The 15,861-nt window shown below is 71.7% G+C and carries 16 protein-coding genes; 9 read left to right on the plus strand and 7 right to left on the minus strand.

Annotation, left to right across the window (positions count from 1 at the left end):
• Positions 1 to 22: 22 nt before the first annotated feature.
• The 5 genes from K4G64_RS32340 to K4G64_RS32360 all read right to left on the minus strand — a co-directional run bounded on the left by K4G64_RS32340 (position 23) and on the right by K4G64_RS32360 (position 5,191).
• Entirely contained in the window at positions 23 to 958 is a 936-nt protein-coding gene (locus tag K4G64_RS32340) for a carbohydrate ABC transporter permease (RefSeq protein WP_221759484.1), read from the minus strand.
• A 186-nt stretch (positions 959 to 1,144) separates the two neighbouring features.
• The gene (araD, locus tag K4G64_RS32345; protein ID WP_221759485.1) at positions 1,145 to 2,875 is read right to left on the minus strand and encodes an L-arabinonate dehydratase; all 1,731 of its coding nucleotides are present in this window, start codon (positions 2,873 to 2,875) and stop codon (positions 1,145 to 1,147) included.
• The gene (locus K4G64_RS32350; RefSeq protein ID WP_221759486.1) at positions 2,872 to 3,783 is read right to left on the minus strand and encodes a dihydrodipicolinate synthase family protein; all 912 of its coding nucleotides are present in this window, start codon (positions 3,781 to 3,783) and stop codon (positions 2,872 to 2,874) included. Before K4G64_RS32350 ends, araD begins: the two co-directional genes overlap by 4 nt.
• Positions 3,780 to 4,439 carry a GntR family transcriptional regulator gene (locus tag K4G64_RS32355; protein ID WP_221759487.1) on the minus strand — a complete coding sequence of 220 codons (660 nt, stop codon included), beginning with the start codon at positions 4,437 to 4,439 and terminating at the stop codon, positions 3,780 to 3,782. The genes K4G64_RS32350 and K4G64_RS32355 overlap by 4 nt, the downstream gene beginning before the upstream one ends.
• Before the next feature lie 149 nt (positions 4,440 to 4,588).
• On the minus strand, positions 4,589 to 5,191 hold the full coding sequence (locus K4G64_RS32360; protein WP_221759488.1) for a TIGR03086 family metal-binding protein: 603 nt from the start codon (positions 5,189 to 5,191) through the stop codon (positions 4,589 to 4,591).
• A gap of 142 nt (positions 5,192 to 5,333) precedes the next feature.
• On the opposite strand from K4G64_RS32360, the gene K4G64_RS32365 reads away from it, so the two are divergent.
• The gene (locus K4G64_RS32365; RefSeq protein WP_221759489.1) at positions 5,334 to 6,572 is read left to right on the plus strand and encodes an MFS transporter; all 1,239 of its coding nucleotides are present in this window, start codon (positions 5,334 to 5,336) and stop codon (positions 6,570 to 6,572) included.
• Here the strand turns inward: K4G64_RS32365 and K4G64_RS32370 are convergent.
• Together K4G64_RS32370 and K4G64_RS32375 are read right to left on the minus strand one after the other, a co-directional pair.
• A complete protein-coding gene (locus K4G64_RS32370; RefSeq protein ID WP_221759490.1) occupies positions 6,509 to 7,672 on the minus strand; it encodes a hypothetical protein in 1,164 nt (387 codons plus the stop codon). The genes K4G64_RS32365 and K4G64_RS32370 overlap by 64 nt on opposite strands.
• Entirely contained in the window at positions 7,669 to 8,610 is a 942-nt protein-coding gene (locus K4G64_RS32375; protein WP_221759491.1) for a 5-dehydro-4-deoxyglucarate dehydratase, read from the minus strand. Before K4G64_RS32375 ends, K4G64_RS32370 begins: the two co-directional genes overlap by 4 nt.
• 238 nt (positions 8,611 to 8,848) lie before the next feature.
• Here K4G64_RS32375 and K4G64_RS32380 point away from each other — a divergent pair, with 238 nt between their 5' ends.
• The 8 genes from K4G64_RS32380 to K4G64_RS32415 form a co-directional block, all read left to right on the plus strand.
• Entirely contained in the window at positions 8,849 to 9,658 is an 810-nt protein-coding gene (locus K4G64_RS32380) for an NAD(P)-dependent oxidoreductase (RefSeq protein WP_221759492.1), read from the plus strand.
• A 309-nt stretch (positions 9,659 to 9,967) separates the two neighbouring features.
• On the plus strand, positions 9,968 to 10,735 hold the full coding sequence (locus K4G64_RS32385; protein WP_221759493.1) for a DeoR/GlpR family DNA-binding transcription regulator: 768 nt from the start codon (positions 9,968 to 9,970) through the stop codon (positions 10,733 to 10,735).
• Positions 10,736 to 10,817: 82 nt separating this feature from the next.
• Entirely contained in the window at positions 10,818 to 12,191 is a 1,374-nt protein-coding gene (locus tag K4G64_RS32390) for a sugar ABC transporter substrate-binding protein (RefSeq protein ID WP_221759494.1), read from the plus strand.
• On the plus strand, positions 12,188 to 13,129 hold the full coding sequence (locus K4G64_RS32395) for a carbohydrate ABC transporter permease (protein ID WP_221759495.1): 942 nt from the start codon (positions 12,188 to 12,190) through the stop codon (positions 13,127 to 13,129). Before K4G64_RS32390 ends, K4G64_RS32395 begins: the two co-directional genes overlap by 4 nt.
• Positions 13,126 to 13,977: a carbohydrate ABC transporter permease gene (locus K4G64_RS32400; RefSeq protein WP_221759496.1), complete on the plus strand. Its 852-nt coding sequence runs from the start codon at positions 13,126 to 13,128 to the stop codon at positions 13,975 to 13,977. The genes K4G64_RS32395 and K4G64_RS32400 overlap by 4 nt, the downstream gene beginning before the upstream one ends.
• The gene (locus K4G64_RS32405; protein WP_221759497.1) at positions 13,974 to 14,963 is read left to right on the plus strand and encodes a zinc-dependent alcohol dehydrogenase family protein; all 990 of its coding nucleotides are present in this window, start codon (positions 13,974 to 13,976) and stop codon (positions 14,961 to 14,963) included. Before K4G64_RS32400 ends, K4G64_RS32405 begins: the two co-directional genes overlap by 4 nt.
• Before the next feature lie 73 nt (positions 14,964 to 15,036).
• Positions 15,037 to 15,258: a hypothetical protein gene (locus tag K4G64_RS32410; protein ID WP_221759498.1), complete on the plus strand. Its 222-nt coding sequence runs from the start codon at positions 15,037 to 15,039 to the stop codon at positions 15,256 to 15,258.
• 55 nt (positions 15,259 to 15,313) lie between these two features.
• Positions 15,314 to 15,861: TerD family protein (locus tag K4G64_RS32415; RefSeq protein WP_221759499.1), on the plus strand; the 548-nt coding region annotated here is incomplete at its 3' end.

The raw sequence follows: 15,861 nt of genomic DNA on the forward strand, positions 1-15,861 counted from the left end.
GTCTTGGTGGCTTCCTTGACGCTCACTTGCTCTCGCCTCCGAACTTGCTCAGCCGCAGGTAGACCATCGAGCAGAAGAGCAGGATCACGAACGCCACCGTGGTCAGGGCCGATGCGTAGCCGAAGTTGTGGGCGTCGACGGATGTGTTGGCGATGTACAGCGGCAGCGTGGTCGTCTCGCCCGCGGGTCCGCCGCCGGTCAGGGTGTAGAGCAGGTCGACGTTGTTGAACTCCCACACCGCGCGCAGCAGTGTGGACAGGATGATGGCGTCCTTCAGGTGCGGCAGCGTGATGTGCCAGAACTGCTTGATGCGGCTGGCGCCGTCGACCTCGGCGGCCTCGTAGAGGTCCTTCGAGACGGACTGGAGATCGGCGAGGATGAGGATCGCGAAGAACGGCACCCCGCGCCACAGGTCCGCCACGACCGCCGCCGGGAACACGGTCGAGGTGTCCGACAGCCAGCTCGTGCCGTAGGAGCCGATGCCCATGTCGGCGAGGTAACGGGTGATGCCCGTCTGGGAGTTGTAGAGCAGCACCCAGATCGCGGAGGTCAGCACGCCGGAGACGGCCCACGGGGAGAACACCAGGGCGCGTCCCAGGCCCCGGCCCACGAAGGTCTGGTTGACGATGAGGGCGAGCGCGAGGCCGAACAGCAGCTGGAGGCCGACCTCGACGACGACCCACTTGGCGCTGAAGACCAGCGTGTCCCAGAAGACCGGGTCCTTCGTGAAGGCGTGGACGAAGTTGTCGAAGCCCGCGTAGCCGTTCCGCCACGGCTTGGTGGGGTTGTAGTTCCGCAGGCTGTAGTAGAAGACGCTGATGACCGGGTAGGCGATGAAGCCCAGCATCAGCAGGACGGCCGGCGTGATCAGCAGGTACGGGAGCCTGCGCGGCGTGGCGGAGGCCCGGCGCCGCCGGGGTGGCACGGGCGGTTTCGCCACGGCTGCGGCTTGGGCCATGACAGGGTCTCCGATCTGGGTACGGTCGTACGGGAAGCGCTTTCTCGGTGTGCGGGAGCCGGTCTGGAGTGCGCGGTACGAGGTGCCTCTTGCGGTGGTGTGGCGAGCGCGGACTCGTTGTGCTGTGTCGCGCCCACGCGGCGGAGCCGCATGTCGGTACAGTCCCGCGCCCCTTAAGGGGATCGGTCAACCGGCGTAGGGGTCCGGGGCCTTGCCCGGCCTTGCCAGGAACTCGAAGTCGCAGCCGGTGTCGGCCTGGGTGATCTGCTCGTTGTAGAGCGCGCCGTAGCCGCGCTCGTAGCGGGTGGGCGGCGGCGACCAGTCCGCCCTGCGCCGCTGAAGTTCCTCGTCGTCGACGTGGAGGTGGAGGGTGCGCGCCTCGACGTCGAGGGTGATGGAGTCGCCGGTGCGGACGAGGGCGAGCGGCCCGCCCACGTACGACTCCGGCGCCACGTGCAGCACGCACGTGCCGTAACTCGTGCCGCTCATCCGGGCGTCGGAGATCCGGACCATGTCCCGGACGCCCTGCTTGAGCAGGTGGTCGGGGATGGGGAGCATGCCGTACTCGGGCATGCCCGGGCCACCCTTGGGGCCGGCGTTGCGCAGCACCAGGACGCTGTCGGCGGTGATGTGCAACGCCGGGTCGTTGATGGTGCGCTGCATGGTCTTGTAGTCGTCGAAGACGACCGCGGGACCGGTGTGCTTGAGCAGGTGCTGCTCGGCGGCGATGTGCTTGATCACCGCGCCGTCCGGACAGAGGTTGCCGCGCAGTACGGCGACCCCGCCCTCGGCGGCGACCGGGTTCTCGCGAGTGCGGATGACGTCGTCGTCGTGGACGACCGCGCCCTCGATCTGCTCCCCCAGGGTGCCGTTGACGGTGGGCCGGTCCAGGTGCAGCAGGTCGGTGATCCGCGCGAGGAAGGCGGGCAGACCACCGGCGAAGTGGAAGTCCTCCATGAGGTGGGTCTGTCCGCCGGGCCGGACGTCGGCGAGCACCGGCACGGTGCGGGCGATGCGGTCGAAGTCGTCGAGGGTGAGCTCGACCTGGCAGCGCCCCGCCATCGCGATCAGGTGGATGACGGCGTTGGTGGAGCCGCCGAGCCCGAGGACCGTGGTGACGGCGTCCTCGAAGGCCTCGCGGGTGAGGATTCGGGACGGCTTGAGCCCGGTCCAGGCGAGCTCCACGGCACGGCGCCCGGAGGCGGCGGCCATCCGCTCGTGCCCGGAGTCGACGGCCGGGATGGAGGAGGCGCCGGGCAGCGTCATACCGAGGACTTCGGCCGCGGCGGTCATCGTCGACGCGGTCCCCATGGTCATGCAGTGACCGGGCGACCGCGCCAACCCGCCCTGCAGCTCACGCAGTTCGCAGTCGGTGAGGTTGCCGGCCCGGTGCTCGTCCCAGTACTTCCACATGTCGGTGCCGGACCCGAGGGTCTCGCCGCGCCAGTGACCCGGCAGCATCGGCCCCGCGGGCACGAAGACCGACGGTACGTCGGCCGAGGCCGCGCCCATGAGCAGCGCGGGCGTCGACTTGTCGCAGCCGCCGAGCAGCACCGCCGCGTCGACCGGGTACGACCGCAGCAGCTCCTCCGTCTCCATCGCGAGCAGGTTGCGATAGAGCATCGGGGTCGGCTTCTGGTACGTCTCGGAGAGCGTGGCGACCGGGAACTCCAGCGGGAAGCCGCCGGCCTGCCACACTCCCCGCTTGACCGCCTCGGCCCGCTCGCGCAGATGGACGTGGCAGGGGTTGATGTCGGACCAGGTGTTCAGCACGGCGATCACCGGGCGGCCCCGGTACTCCTCCGCCTCGTAACCGAGCTGGCGCATCCGGGCGTTGTGCGACCAGGTGCGCAGCCGGCCCTCGGCGCCGTACCACTGGTGGCTCCTGAGGTCCTCCGGGCGCAGCCTGCCGGTCATATCGACCACCCCGCGGCGATCGCGGCGACCTCGGCGCGCTGCTCCTCGAGGAGGGTGCGGCTGGGCGGGCGGACCTCGCGGCGGCACAGCCCGAGGGAGGCGAGGGCCTCCTTGACGACGGTGACGTTGTCGGCGGAGCCGTTCGCGGCGCGCAGCTCCTCGAAGCGGCGGATCTGCTCCCACACCTTCATGGCGGCCGGGTAGTCGCCGGAGCGCAGCGCCTCGATCATGTTCCGGGAGACCGCCGGGGCGACGTTCACCAGCCCCGAGGTGAAGCCGGTGGCACCGGCGGAGAAGTAGGAGGGGGCGTACGGCTCGGCGAGTCCCGCGACCCACACGAACCGTTCCAGACCCGCGTCCCGGGCGAACGCGGCGAACCTGGCCGCGTCGGGCACGGCGTACTTCACGCCGATGACGTTCGGGCAGGCGTCGGCGAGTTCGGCGAGCCGGGCGCCGGTGAGCTGGGCGTTGCGGATGTACGGCACGACGCCCAGCTCGGGCACGGCCTCGGCGATGGCGCGGTGGTAGTCGACCCAGCCGGCCTGGGAGACGTAGGGGTGGACGGGCTGGTGGACCATCACCATCCCGGCGCCGAGCTCTTGGGCGTGCCGGGCGGAGGCGACGGCGGTCGGGACGTCGTGTCCGACACCGACCAGGACGACGGCCCGCTCCCCGGCCTCCTCGATCGTCAGCTCCGTGACGAGCCGGCGCTCTTGGGGGGTGAGGGCGTAGAACTCGCCGGTGTTGCCGTTGGGGGTGAGGGTGGTGATGCCGCCGTCGAGCAGGCGGCGCAGCAGGGCCCGGTGGGTGTCCCGCGCGACGGAGCCGTCCTCGGCGAACGGGGTCACCGGGATCGCCACCACGTCGGCCAGGGCCGCCCGCTGGGTCTCGAACGCCACGCTGCTCATTCCTGACCCTCCTGGTCCAGTGCGGCCTCGGGGAAGGCGCGCTGCACGAAGGACGCGATGTGGGCGTGCAGGGCCCGCGCCGCGCCGTCGGCGTCGCCGTCGAGGGCGAGCCGCAGGATCTCCCGGTGCTCGCCGGCCTCCCGCTCCCAGGAGGGGGAGGCGGCCCAGGCCACGGCGGAGACCAGGGCGGCCTGGTCGCGGACCTCGTCGAGCATCCGGCCGAGCAGCGGATTGCCGCACGGCAGGTACAGGGCGCGGTGGAACTCCCGGTTGGCGAGGGAGCGTTCGGCGGCGTCGGTGGCTGCGTCGGCCCGGGTCAGCGCCTCGCGGGCGACGTCCAGGGAGGCCCCGCGCCGCACGGCCCGCTTGAGCGCCTCGGGTTCCAGCAGCAGCCGCACGTCGTAGACCTCGCGCGCCATGTCCGCGTCCACCATGCGCACGGTGACGCCCTTGTACTGGTTCATCACGACCAGCCCGGTCCCGGCGAGGGTCTTGAGCGCCTCGCGCACCGGAGTCTTCGACACCCCGAACTGCGCGGCGAGCTCGGTCTCGACCAGCGCCTGACCGGGCGTCAACTGCCCGGTGAGGATGCGGTGTTTGATCCCCTCCAGCACGAACTGCGTGCGGGAGGGGATCGGCGTGGGCACAGAGGTCATGCGCGCCTCTCGGATCTCGCGTCTCGATGGATCGCGTATCGGATCTCGCGTATCGCGTCTCATATATGACGTACGAAGTACGACGCGATGACGGTAGGAGGGCGCATGGGCCTCGTCAATGCTTTCGACGAAGAATGGGCAATCGCTTTCTACGGCCTGCGGGTCCACCCCGGGTCCCGGCCGCTCAGTCCCACCGCCCTGGCCAGCAGCGGCGCGTCCGACTCGACGCGGACGACGGGGCCGAAGATCTCGCCGCGGTCGGGGGCGTCGGCGGACGCCTCGAGGAAGTCGTGGCACACCTGGAGAGCGGCCGGGTCGGGGCTGTAGGGGCGGCCCGTGGCGCGGGCCAGGTCCCAGCCGTGGATCACCAGTTCGTCGGTGGCGACGAGGCCCGCGACCTCGCCGGGCAGGTCCACGCCCCCGGCGCGGGTCATGCCGGTCCAGGCGGCCGGGTCCCGCCAGGCCTCGGCCATGTCGGCGAGCACCTTGGGCAGTTCCTCGCGCCAGTCGGGCGCGAGCTCGGGCAGGGAGGAGCCGGGCGAGGTGTCGGTCGTGACGCCGAGGTCCTTTCGGCCGGCGTCACGGAAGGCGCCGGCCAGATGGACCAGGTGGGCCAGCACGTGGCGCACCGCGTACTCGGGGCAGGGCGTCGGGTCGGCCAGCTGCTCGTCGGTGACGGCCTCGGCGAGGCGTGCCACGACCGCCGCCTGCGGTCCGAGGTCGAGGGTCGGGTTCGGGGTCGTGTCGGTCATCCGCTGCTCCTCCTAGTTCGGCTCTGGTTCGGCTCTCCGGAGGTAGACCGACGGCGACCGCGGAACTCATCGCCCGGACGCCCGTTTCCCAAGGCACCTTCCCGATCCCCGCACGGGGGCCTTAGCGCCACGATGACCAGGCATGACGACCAAGACGACCTGGCCCGTGGTGCGCGTCCTACGGGACCGCGACGCGGGCCTCTACCTCTCCGGCGTGGTGGTCTCCGGCTTCGGCACCTCCGCCCTGTGGCTGGCCTCCGGCGTGTGGGTGAAGGACCTGACCGGCTCGGACGGCCTGGCCGCACTGTGCATGCTCGCCATGTGGCTGCCGACCCTGGCCGGACCGCTGCTGGGCACCCTCGCGGACCGCGGCCGCCGCAGGCCCCTGCTGATCGGCGTGAACACGCTCCTGGGCGCCCTGCTGCTCACCCTCGTGGGCGTCGACGCCCCGGGCGACCTGTGGCTGCTGTACGCGGTGCTGTTCGTGCACGGCGCGGCGGGCGTCGTCCACGACGCGGCCGAGTCGGCGCTCGTGGCGAGCGCGGTCGAGCCGTCCCTGCTGGGCGACTTCAACGGTCTGCGCACGACCGCCACCGAGGGCATGAAACTCCTGGCCCCGCTGGCGGGCGCGGGCCTCTACGCGGCGCACGGCGGCGCGGGCGTCGCCCTCCTGGACGCGGCCACGTTCGTGCTGGCCGCGGGGCTGTACACGGCGCTGCGGGTCAGGGAGGAGAAGCCCGCGCCGCCCACCGGAAGCCGTCGGCGGCGGACCGTCGAGGGCGTCCGGCACCTGTGGGCGCACCCGGTGCTGCGCCCCCTGGTCCTGGCGGGCGGCGCCACGATGCTGTGCGCCGGAGTGAACGGGGCGATGGTATACGCCGTCGTCGACGGCCTGGGGCACTCCCCCGCGTACACCGGCGTGCTCTACGCCGTGCAGGGCGCCGGTTCGGTCGCGGTCGGCCTGCTCTCCGGCCCCGCCCTGCGCCACCTGGGGGCGCGGCGCTTCGCGGCGTCCGGCATCGTTCTGCTGGCTCTCGCGGTGGCCCTGCGGGCGGTGCCGTCCGACCCGGTGGCGCTGGTGTGCAGCGCGGCGATCGGCGCGGGGCTGCCCCCGGTGCTGATCGCCGCGCTGACGTCCGTGCAGCGCGAGACGCCGGGTGCGCTGCTGGGCCGGGTCACGGCCACCGCGCACACGCTGGTGTTCACACCGAACGTGGTCGGGCTGGCCGCCGGGGCGGCCCTGGTCGAGCTGGTGGACCACCGGCTGGTGCTGGTGGCCCTGGGGGTGGCGCTGCCGGCGGTGGCGGTCCCGCTGTGTCAGAGCCCGGCGAGGGCGGAGCGGACCGTCTCCAGGTCGTCGTCGGACGCCAGCCCCGCGTGATACAGCCGCAGTTCGGTGGCGCCGAGCTCGCGGGCCCCGGTGGCGTCGGCGGCGAGGGTGCCCGGGCTGCCGCCCATCCCCGAGACGACGGTGAAGTTGGCGGCGATGACGGCGCCCTCGCGCTCCTGCCGTGCGAACGGCGTCAACGTGCCGGTGCCGCCGGAGCAGGGCACGACCACACCGTCCGCGACGGACAGGATGTGCGCCGGGTCGACCCCGGGGTTGGCACCGACGTGGTACGACACGGGATCGGCGTGCAGCAGCACCTGGAAGCCGTCGGGAGCGGCCGCCCGGACCGCCGCGACGGCCTGCTCCTGGAGCGTGCGGGCGGTGTCGTCGCGGTACGCGCGCGTGGTGTGCGCGAGCGTCTCGCCGAGCAGCTTCTCGATGCCCGCCCAGCCTCCGTCGGACGGCGCCCCCTGCCACACCGGCTCCAGCGCGGTCCGTACGGCGGCCGCCAGCAGGTCGGCGTCGAGACCGTGCCGGCCGTAGCCCTCCCGGCAGGACGGGCAGAAGCACAGCGCCATCAGGTACTGCCCGGCGTCCCCGAGGCCGATGCCGCCGGTCTTGTCGTGGGCGTGCAGATGCTGCAGGCCGTACCAGCCGAGGGACTCCAGCTCGGTGCCGCGCGCCCCGGGCCGGACGGCCGCCTCGGCCGCCAGGTCGGTCAGGTACGCGCGCGTGGCGGGCTGCGCGATGCACGGAGCCCAGGGGTAGCGGTCGCCGTAGGCGTTGACGACCGAGGTGTCCGGGTGTTCGGCGCCCAGGCGGGAGTTGTGCGCGAGGACGACCCAGGTGTGCACCTCCAGACCGGCCTCGCCGAGTGCGCACGCGGCCTCGCCGAAGGCGTCCCCGGGGGCCCAGTCACCGGCCGGGTAGGGACGCAGCCCGCGTCCGGCCCAGCGGTCGTCCGCCGGGTACAGCACCGCGGCGTGCTGGGCGGTGACGATGCGGTGGCGCGGGTGGCGGGGCGTGAGGGCGCGGGTGGAGTGGTAGGCGGCGGCGAGCGTCACCTGCGCCACGCCCAGCGCGGCGATGCGCGCGGGTGCCCCCGGGTCGCCGTTGACGTCCCAGGGGTAGACGAATGCCGACGCCTTCACTTGGCCTTCTCCAGCAACGCGTAGCCCCGCTCGATCACTTCGGCGAGCCGCTTCAGATGGTCCCCGGCCGGCTCGTGCAGCGGGGGCCGCACCTCCCCGACGTCGAGTCCGCGCAGCCGTACACCGGCCTTGACCAGGGCGACCGCGTAGCCGCGGCCCTGGGCGCGCAGCTCGACGAACGGGCGGTAGAAGCCGTCCAGGAGCTTGTCCACGGTGGCGTCGTCGCCGGTCCGCAGGGCCTGGTGGAAGGCGAGGGCGATCTCCGGCGCGAAGCAGAACACGGCGGACGAGTAGAGCGTCACGCCGAGGGCGCGGTAGGCGAGCTGGGTCTGCTCGGCGGTCGGCAGGCCGTTGAAGTAGAGGAAGTCGCCCGGGACCTCGGTGCGCACGGCGCTGATGACGCGCTGCATGAGGTCGAGGTCGCCGAGCCCGTCCTTCAGGCCGATGATCCCGTCCGTGCGGGCGAGTGCGACGACCGTCTCCGGGGTGAACACGGCGTTGTCGCGCTGGTAGACGATGACCGGCAGGGCGGTGGCGGCGGCCACCTCGCGGTAGTGCCGCAGCAGGCCCTCCTGCCCGGCGACGACGAGGTACGGCGGCATGGCGAGCAGTCCGTCCGCCCCGGCGGCCTCGGCGAGGCGGGCGTAGCGCACGGCGAGCGCGGTGCCGTACCCGGTGCCGGCGACGACCGGGACGCGCCCGTCGGCGGCTTCGACGGCGGCCCGCACGCAGGCCTCGAACTCCTCGGGCGTCAGCGCGTGGAACTCGCCGGTGCCGCAGCAGGCGAACACCGCGGCGGCTCCGGCCTCCACCCCGCGCCGGACGTGCGTGCGGTAGGTGTCGAGGTCCACGGAGCCGTCGGGTCCGTAGGCGGTGACCGGGAAGAACAGCGGCCCGCTGGGGATGTCGAGTCGAGCGGCGAGAGGGGCTGGCGTCACAAGCTCTCCCGTTTCCATATTCTTGATTTCCGTCTATATTTCTGAACGACTCCACGCTAAGGCGCCCCCTTGGTGCCGGTCAAGCGCCCGCACCCGCGACGCACCTGCGGATTCACACCCTCCGCGGCATACTTGACGGGCTCCGCCCCGGATCCTTAGCGTGTCCACGCATATGAATGCCGTGCGCTCATGTGCACGAAGGGTGATCAGCACGGTTGGCGATCAAGGAGACCCGAGGATGCCCGCTCCCCGCCCCGTCCTGCTCACCGGCGCCGCCGGCGGACTCGGCACCCTGATGCGGGACCTGCTCCCGGCCCACGGCTACGACCTGCGCCTGCTGGACCTGCGTCCGATCGAGGGCGAGCCCGACGCGATCGTCGCCGACCTGGCCGACCGGGACGCCGTACGCGAGGCGGTCCGGGGCGTGGACGCGATCATCCACCTCGCCGGCATCTCCCTGGAAGCCCCCTTCGAGAAGATCCTCAAGGCGAACATCGAGGGCACCTACCACCTGTACGAGGCCGCCCGTGAGGAGGGCGTCGGCCGGATCGTCTTCGCCTCCTCCAACCACGCCGTCGGCTACACCCCGCGCCCCCGGGGCGACGACCCCCTCATCCCCGTCGACACCCCGCGCCGACCGGACACCTTCTACGGCCTGTCCAAGTGCTTCGGCGAGGACCTCGCACAGCTCTACTGGGACCGGCACGGCCTGGAGACCGTCTCGGTGCGGATCGGCTCCTGCTTCCCCGAGCCGACCAGCGTGCGCATGCTCTCCGTGTGGATGAGCCCCGCCGACGGCGCCCGCCTCTTCCACGCGGCCCTGACCGCCGAGCACGTCGGCCACACCGTCGTCCACGGCTCCTCCGCCAACACCCGGCTGTGGTGGGACCTGACCAGCGCCCGGGCGCTCGGCTACGAGCCGCAGGACGACTCCGAGCCGTACGCCGAGAAACTCATCGCCGAGCAGGGCGAACTGCAGGACGGCAACGAGGCGCACGCCTACCTGGGCGGCCAGTTCGTGACGGACCCGCCGATCTGGCCGTACTGACCGGACGGAGTCCGCATCAGGGCGGGCGGGCAGAGAACGGGCCCGCCCGCTCGGGCATTCGGGCACGACCCGCGGACGGCAGGGAAGCGCCCTCGAGGGCGCGGGGAACTGCGCGACCAGCCACAACGCACCCGCGGACGGCCACGGACACCCCTCGCCGCCCCGCACACCCGCACGACCGAACGGGCACATCCGGGCAGGATCCCGCCCGCAACAGGCCTGGCCACCGCGGAACGCCCCCTGTAGAACTTCCCCAAGGCCCGTCCGAGGGCCCGAACGGGCAGCACAGCAGGAAGGCGGGTGACGGCCATGACCAGGACCGCGGAAGAACGCCAGCGCGAGATCGTGCTGGCCGCGCGGCGCGACGGCTCGGTCGACGTCACCGCCCTCGCCACCGAGCTCGGTGTGGCCAAGGAAACCGTACGAAGGGACCTGCGCGTCCTGGAGGACCACGGCCTGCTCCGCCGCACCCACGGCGGCGCCTACCCCGTGGAGAGCGCCGGCTTCGAGACGACGCTCGCCTTCCGGGCCACCAGCCACGTCCCCGAGAAGCGCCGGGTCGCGGCCGCCGCGGCCGAGCTGCTCGGCGACGCCGAGACCGTCTTCGTCGACGAGGGCTACACCCCGCAGCTCATCGCCGAGGCACTCCCTGGGGACCGGCCGCTGACCGTGGTCACCGCGTCCCTGCCGGTCGCCGGCGCCCTCGCCGAGGCCGAGCACGTCTCCGTGCTGCTGCTCGGCGGCCGGGTACGGCGCGGCACCCTCGCCACCGTCGACCACTGGACGACCAAGATGCTGGCCGGTTTCGTCGTCGACCTGGCGTTCATCGGCGCCAACGGCATCTCCCGCGAACACGGCCTCACCACCCCCGACCCGGCCGTCAGCGAGGTCAAGGCCCAGGCGATCCGGGCCGCCCGGCGCGTGGTCTTCGCGGGCGTGCACACCAAGTTCGGAGCGGTCAGCTTCTGCCGGTTCGCCGAGGTCGGCGCGCTGGAGACGATCGTGACGAGCACCCTCCTGCCGACCGCCGAAGCCCACCGCTACTCACTGCTCGGGCCCCAGGTCATCCGGGTCTGACGGACACCGCACCGATGTCCCCCACCGGGCGCAGCCACGCCCCGTGCTGCCCCTTATCTCCCCATACATCCAGGAGCGATCCATGCGAACCCAGAGCCGACGACGGCCACCGCGAGCCCCGCTCGCCCTGGCCGCCGCAGGGACGCTGCTCGCCCCGCTGCTCTCCGGCTGCTGGGTCGGCGCGGGCGGGGCCGGGTCCGGCGGCGACGCCATCAACGTCCTGATGGTCAACAACCCGCAGATGGTCGAGCTGCAGAAGCTGACCCGCGCCCACTTCACCAAGGAGACGGGCATCAAGGTCAACTTCACGGTCCTGCCCGAGAACGACGTCCGCGACAAGATCAGCCAGGACTTCGCCAACCAGGCCGGCCAGTACGACGTCGCCACCCTGTCCAACTACGAGATACCCATCTACGCCCGCAACGGCTGGCTGCACGAGATGAACGGCTACGTCGCCAAGGACCCGGCCTACGACGAGCAGGACGTCCTGAAGCCGATGCGCCAGTCCCTCACCGCGGACGACGGCAAGCTCTACGGCCAGCCCTTCTACGGCGAGTCGTCGTTCCTGATGTACCGCAGGGACGTCTTCGACAAGAAGGGCCTGACGATGCCAGCCCACCCCACCTGGCAGCAGGTGGCGGACCTCGCGGCGAAGGCCGACGGCGCCGAGCCCGGCATGAAGGGCATCTGCCTGCGCGGTCTGCCCGGCTGGGGCGAGGTGATGGCCCCGCTCACCACGGTCGTCAACACCTTCGGCGGCACCTGGTTCGACAAGGACTGGAAGGCACGGCTCGACTCCCCCGCCTTCGAAAAGGCGACGAAGTTCTATGTCGACCTGGTGCGCGAGCACGGCGAGTCCGGCGCCGCCCAGGCCGGCTTCGCCGAGTGCCTGAACAACATGACCCAGGGCAAGGTCGCCATGTGGTACGACGCCACCTCCGCGGCCGGATCCCTGGAGGCGGCGAACTCCCCGGTGAAGGGCAAGGTGGGCTACGCCCCCGCACCCGTCGAGAAGACCGAGTCCTCCGGCTGGCTCTACACCTGGGCCTGGGGCATCCAGCAGGCCTCCCGCAACCCGGACAACGCCTGGAAGTTCGTCTCCTGGGCGTCCGGCAAGGGCTACGAGGAGCTGGTCGGCGACCAGGTGGGCTGGTCGAACGTCCCGGCCGGCAAGCGGGCGTCGACCTACGCCAACGCCGACTACCGCAAGGAGGCCGGGGCCTTCCAGGAGATGACCAAGGAGGCCATCGAGCAGGCCCGCCCGACCGACCCCGGCGTGCAGCCGCGGCCCGCTCCCGGCATCCAGTTCGTCGGCATCCCCGAGTTCACCGACCTCGGCACCAAGGTCTCGCAGGAGATCAGCGCGGCCATCGCCGGACGCCAGTCCGTCGAGTCGGCCCTGAAGAAGTCTCAGGCGCTCGCAGAGAAGATCTCCGAGGAGTACGAGGGACGATGACCGCCACGACAACGGCCCCCGTGGCCTCCCCCGAGATACGCAACCCCGTCCGCCGGCCCTCCGCCCGGCTGCGCGCCTGGGCCACCCGTGCCCCGCTGCTGCCCGCCCTGATCTTCATGATCGTCGTCACCCAGCTGCCCTTCGTGGCCACGCTGGTGATCTCCTTCTTCGACTGGAACTCCCTCTATCCCGACGCCCGGCACTTCACCGGCGTCGACAACTACCAGGAGGTCCTCACCGATCCGGACCTGCGCCACTCGGTGTGGACGACCGTCCTGCTGACGGTGGCCGTGGTGCTGGCCAGCCTGGTGCTGGGGCTCGTGCTCGCCCTGCTGCTGGACCGCAGGTTCCGCGGCCGGGGCATCGTCCGCACCCTGCTGATCGCGCCGTTCCTGGTGGTGCCGGTCGCGGCCGCCCTGCTCTGGAAGCATGTGCTCTACAACCCTGAATACGGCCTGTTCAATGGGTTGTTGCACTATGTGGGCGGCCCACAGCCCGACTGGATCTCGAACACCCCGCTGCTCGCGGTCGAGGCGTCCCTCGTCTGGCAGTGGACCCCGTTCATGATGCTGATCCTGCTCGCCGGACTGCAGAGCCGCGACCACGAGCAGATCGAGGCGGCCCGGGTCGACGGCGCGAGCGACTGGCAGATCTTCGTCCATCTGACGCTGCCGCACCTGCGCCGCTACCTCGAACTGGGCGCCCTGCTCGGCTCGATCTACATCGTCCAGAACTTCGACGCGGTCTTCACGATCACGTCCGGGGGCCTCGGCACCGCCAACCTCCCCTACACCGTCTACCAGAGCTTCTACCAGGCCCACGAGAACGGCCTCGCCTCGGCCGCGGGCGTCCTGGTGGTCATCGGCTCGATCGTCATCGCGACCTTCGCCCTGCGCGTGGTGTCGTCCCTGTTCCGCGAGGAGGTGTCCCGCGCATGAGCACGACCGCACTGCGTGCCCGCCGTGTCCGTGGCAAGGGTGCGGGCCTGGGCCTGCTGGCCTGGCTGCTCGGCATCGCGTTCTTCCTGCCCATCGCGTGGATGGCACTGACGTCCTTCCACTCGGAGACGGACGCGGCGACCAACCCGCCGTCCTTCGCGGCCGCGCTCACCCTGGACGGCTACCGCGAGTTCTTCGGCGCGGGCGGCGGCGCGAGCCCCTGGCCCGCCCTGATCAACTCCACCGTCGCGTCCGTGGCCTCGACCCTGCTGGTCCTGCTGCTGGCCTTCCCGGCGGCGTACGCGCTGTCCATCAACCGCGTCCGCAAGTGGACGGACGTGCTGTTCTTCTTCCTCTCCACGAAGATGCTGCCGGCCGTGGCGGGCCTGCTGCCGATCTACCTGTTCGCCAAGAACGCCGGGATGCTCGACAACATCTGGCTGCTGGTCATCCTCTACACGTCCATGAACCTGCCGATCGCGGTGTGGATGATGCAGTCCTTCCTCGCCGAGATCCCGGTCGCGGTGATCGAGGCCGCGAAGGTGGACGGGGCCCGGCTGCCCACGATCCTCGCGCGCGTGGTCGCCCCGATCTCCCTCCCCGGTATCGCCGCCACCGCCCTGATCTGCTTCATCTTCAGCTGGAACGAGCTGCTGTTCGCCCGGGTGCTCACGGGTGTGGTCGCCGAGACCGCCCCCGTCTTCCTGACCGGCTTCATCACCAGCCAGGGCCTGTTCCTGGCGAAGGTGTGCGCCGCGTCGCTCGTCGTCTCCCTGCCGGTGCTCGCCGCGGGGTTCGCCGCCCAGGACAAGCTGGTCCAGGGCCTGTCGTTGGGAGCCGTGAAATGAAGGCCGCCGTCATCGAGTCCGTGGGCAAGGCCGTCGTCGCCGAGGTCCCCGACCCGACGCCCGGCCCGCGCGAGGTCGTGGTCGAGGTCGCGGCCTGCGGCCTGTGCGGAACCGATCTCCACATCCTCCAGGGCGAGTTCGCCCCGAAGCTGCCGATCGTGCCCGGGCACGAGTTCGCCGGCGAGGTGGTCGGGGTCGGTACCCGGGTCACCGAGGTGGCGGTGGGCGACCGGGTCGCCGTCGACCCGTCCTTGTACTGCTACGAGTGCCGCTACTGCCGTACCGGTCACAACAACCTCTGCGAACGCTGGGCGGCGATCGGGGTGACCACGGCCGGCGGCGCGGCGCAGTACGCCGTCGCCCCGGTGGCGAACTGCGTGAAGCTCCCGGAGCACGTCCGCACCGAGGACGCGGCCCTCGTGGAACCGCTGTCCTGCGCGGTACGCGGCTACGACGTGCTCCAGTCCCGTCTCGGCGCGCACGTCCTGATCTACGGCTCCGGCACCATGGGCCTGATGATGCTGGAGCTGGCCAAGCGCACCGGCGCGGCGAGCGTGGACGTCGTCGACGTGAACCCGGCCCGCCTGGAGACCGCCCGCGGCCTCGGCGTCTCGGGAGCGGCTGCGAACCCCGACGAACTGGACCGCCCGCAGGGCTGGGACCTGGTCGTCGACGCCACGGGCAACGCGGCGGCGATCCAGGACGGCCTGGACCGGGTGGCGAAGGCGGGCACGTTCCTGCAGTTCGGTGTGGCCGACTACGCGACGCGCGTGACGATCGACCCGTACCGCATCTACAACCAGGAGATCACCATCACCGGCTCGATGGCGGTGCTGCACAGCTTCGAGCGGGCGGCGGAGCTCTTCGCGAACGGCGTCCTCGACCCGGACGTCTTCATCAGCGACCGCATCCCGCTGGAGCGCTACCCCCAGGCGCTGGACCAGTTCGCGGCGGGCGTCGGCCGCAAGATCGTCGTCGTGCCGTAGGGAAGGGACCACCGCGGGCGGGGGCAGGCGAAATTCGCTGGGGCGCCTGCTCCCCGCCTCGTACCCTCACGGCATGCCGAGACCTCATGGATTCACCTACGAGCAGCACGCGGGCGGCACCGTCCGCATCAGCCACCACGGCCGCCCCGCCACCACCCTGAACGGCCCCCGCGCCGCGCGGTTCCTCACCGAGGTCGAGACCTCCGACCCCCAGCTGGTCATGGCCCGCTGGACCGGCAACTACAGGCGCGGCAACGAGCGCACCGCCCGGGATCACCCCCGCAATCGCCGGTGACCCGATTGGCGGCAAGGTAAGGGAACGGCAAAACCGCCTCGCTCGTTCACCCGGCATGACAGCTATGACCCCCGGCTCGAACATCCCCCTGTCCGCCGCCCGCGTGACGGTGGACGTCGCCGCTCCGGTGCGGCTCGACGTATCGGGCCTGCTGCTCACCGCCGACGGCAAGGTGCGCTCCGACGACGACTTCATCTTCTACAACCAGCCGTCGGGCCCGGGCGTGACGTACCGCTCGGGCGGCGGCAGCGCGCCCGACGCGATCGTGGTCGACACCACGGCCCTCCCGCCCGGCATCGAGAAGATCGTCGTCACGGCGAGCCCGGACGCCGCGGGCCAGACCTTCCGCGGCATCGAGCCGACGGCCACGATCCGCAACGCGGACGACAACTCCGTCCTGGCCACCTTCACGCCCCCGCAGCTCGGCGACGAGACGGCCCTGGTCATCGTGGAGATCTACCAGCGAGGCGGGCAGTGGAAGGCCCGCGCCGTCGGACAGGGATACGCCAACGGCCTGGCGGGCATCGCCACGGACTTCGGGGTCACGGTGGAGGAACCGGCCGCCGCCGCCCCGCCCCAGCCGGTGACCCCGAAGTCCGGGGC

The organism is Streptomyces sp. WAC04114, assembly GCF_019733245.1.
In the GTDB taxonomy this organism is placed as follows: domain Bacteria; phylum Actinomycetota; class Actinomycetes; order Streptomycetales; family Streptomycetaceae; genus Streptomyces; species Streptomyces massasporeus_A.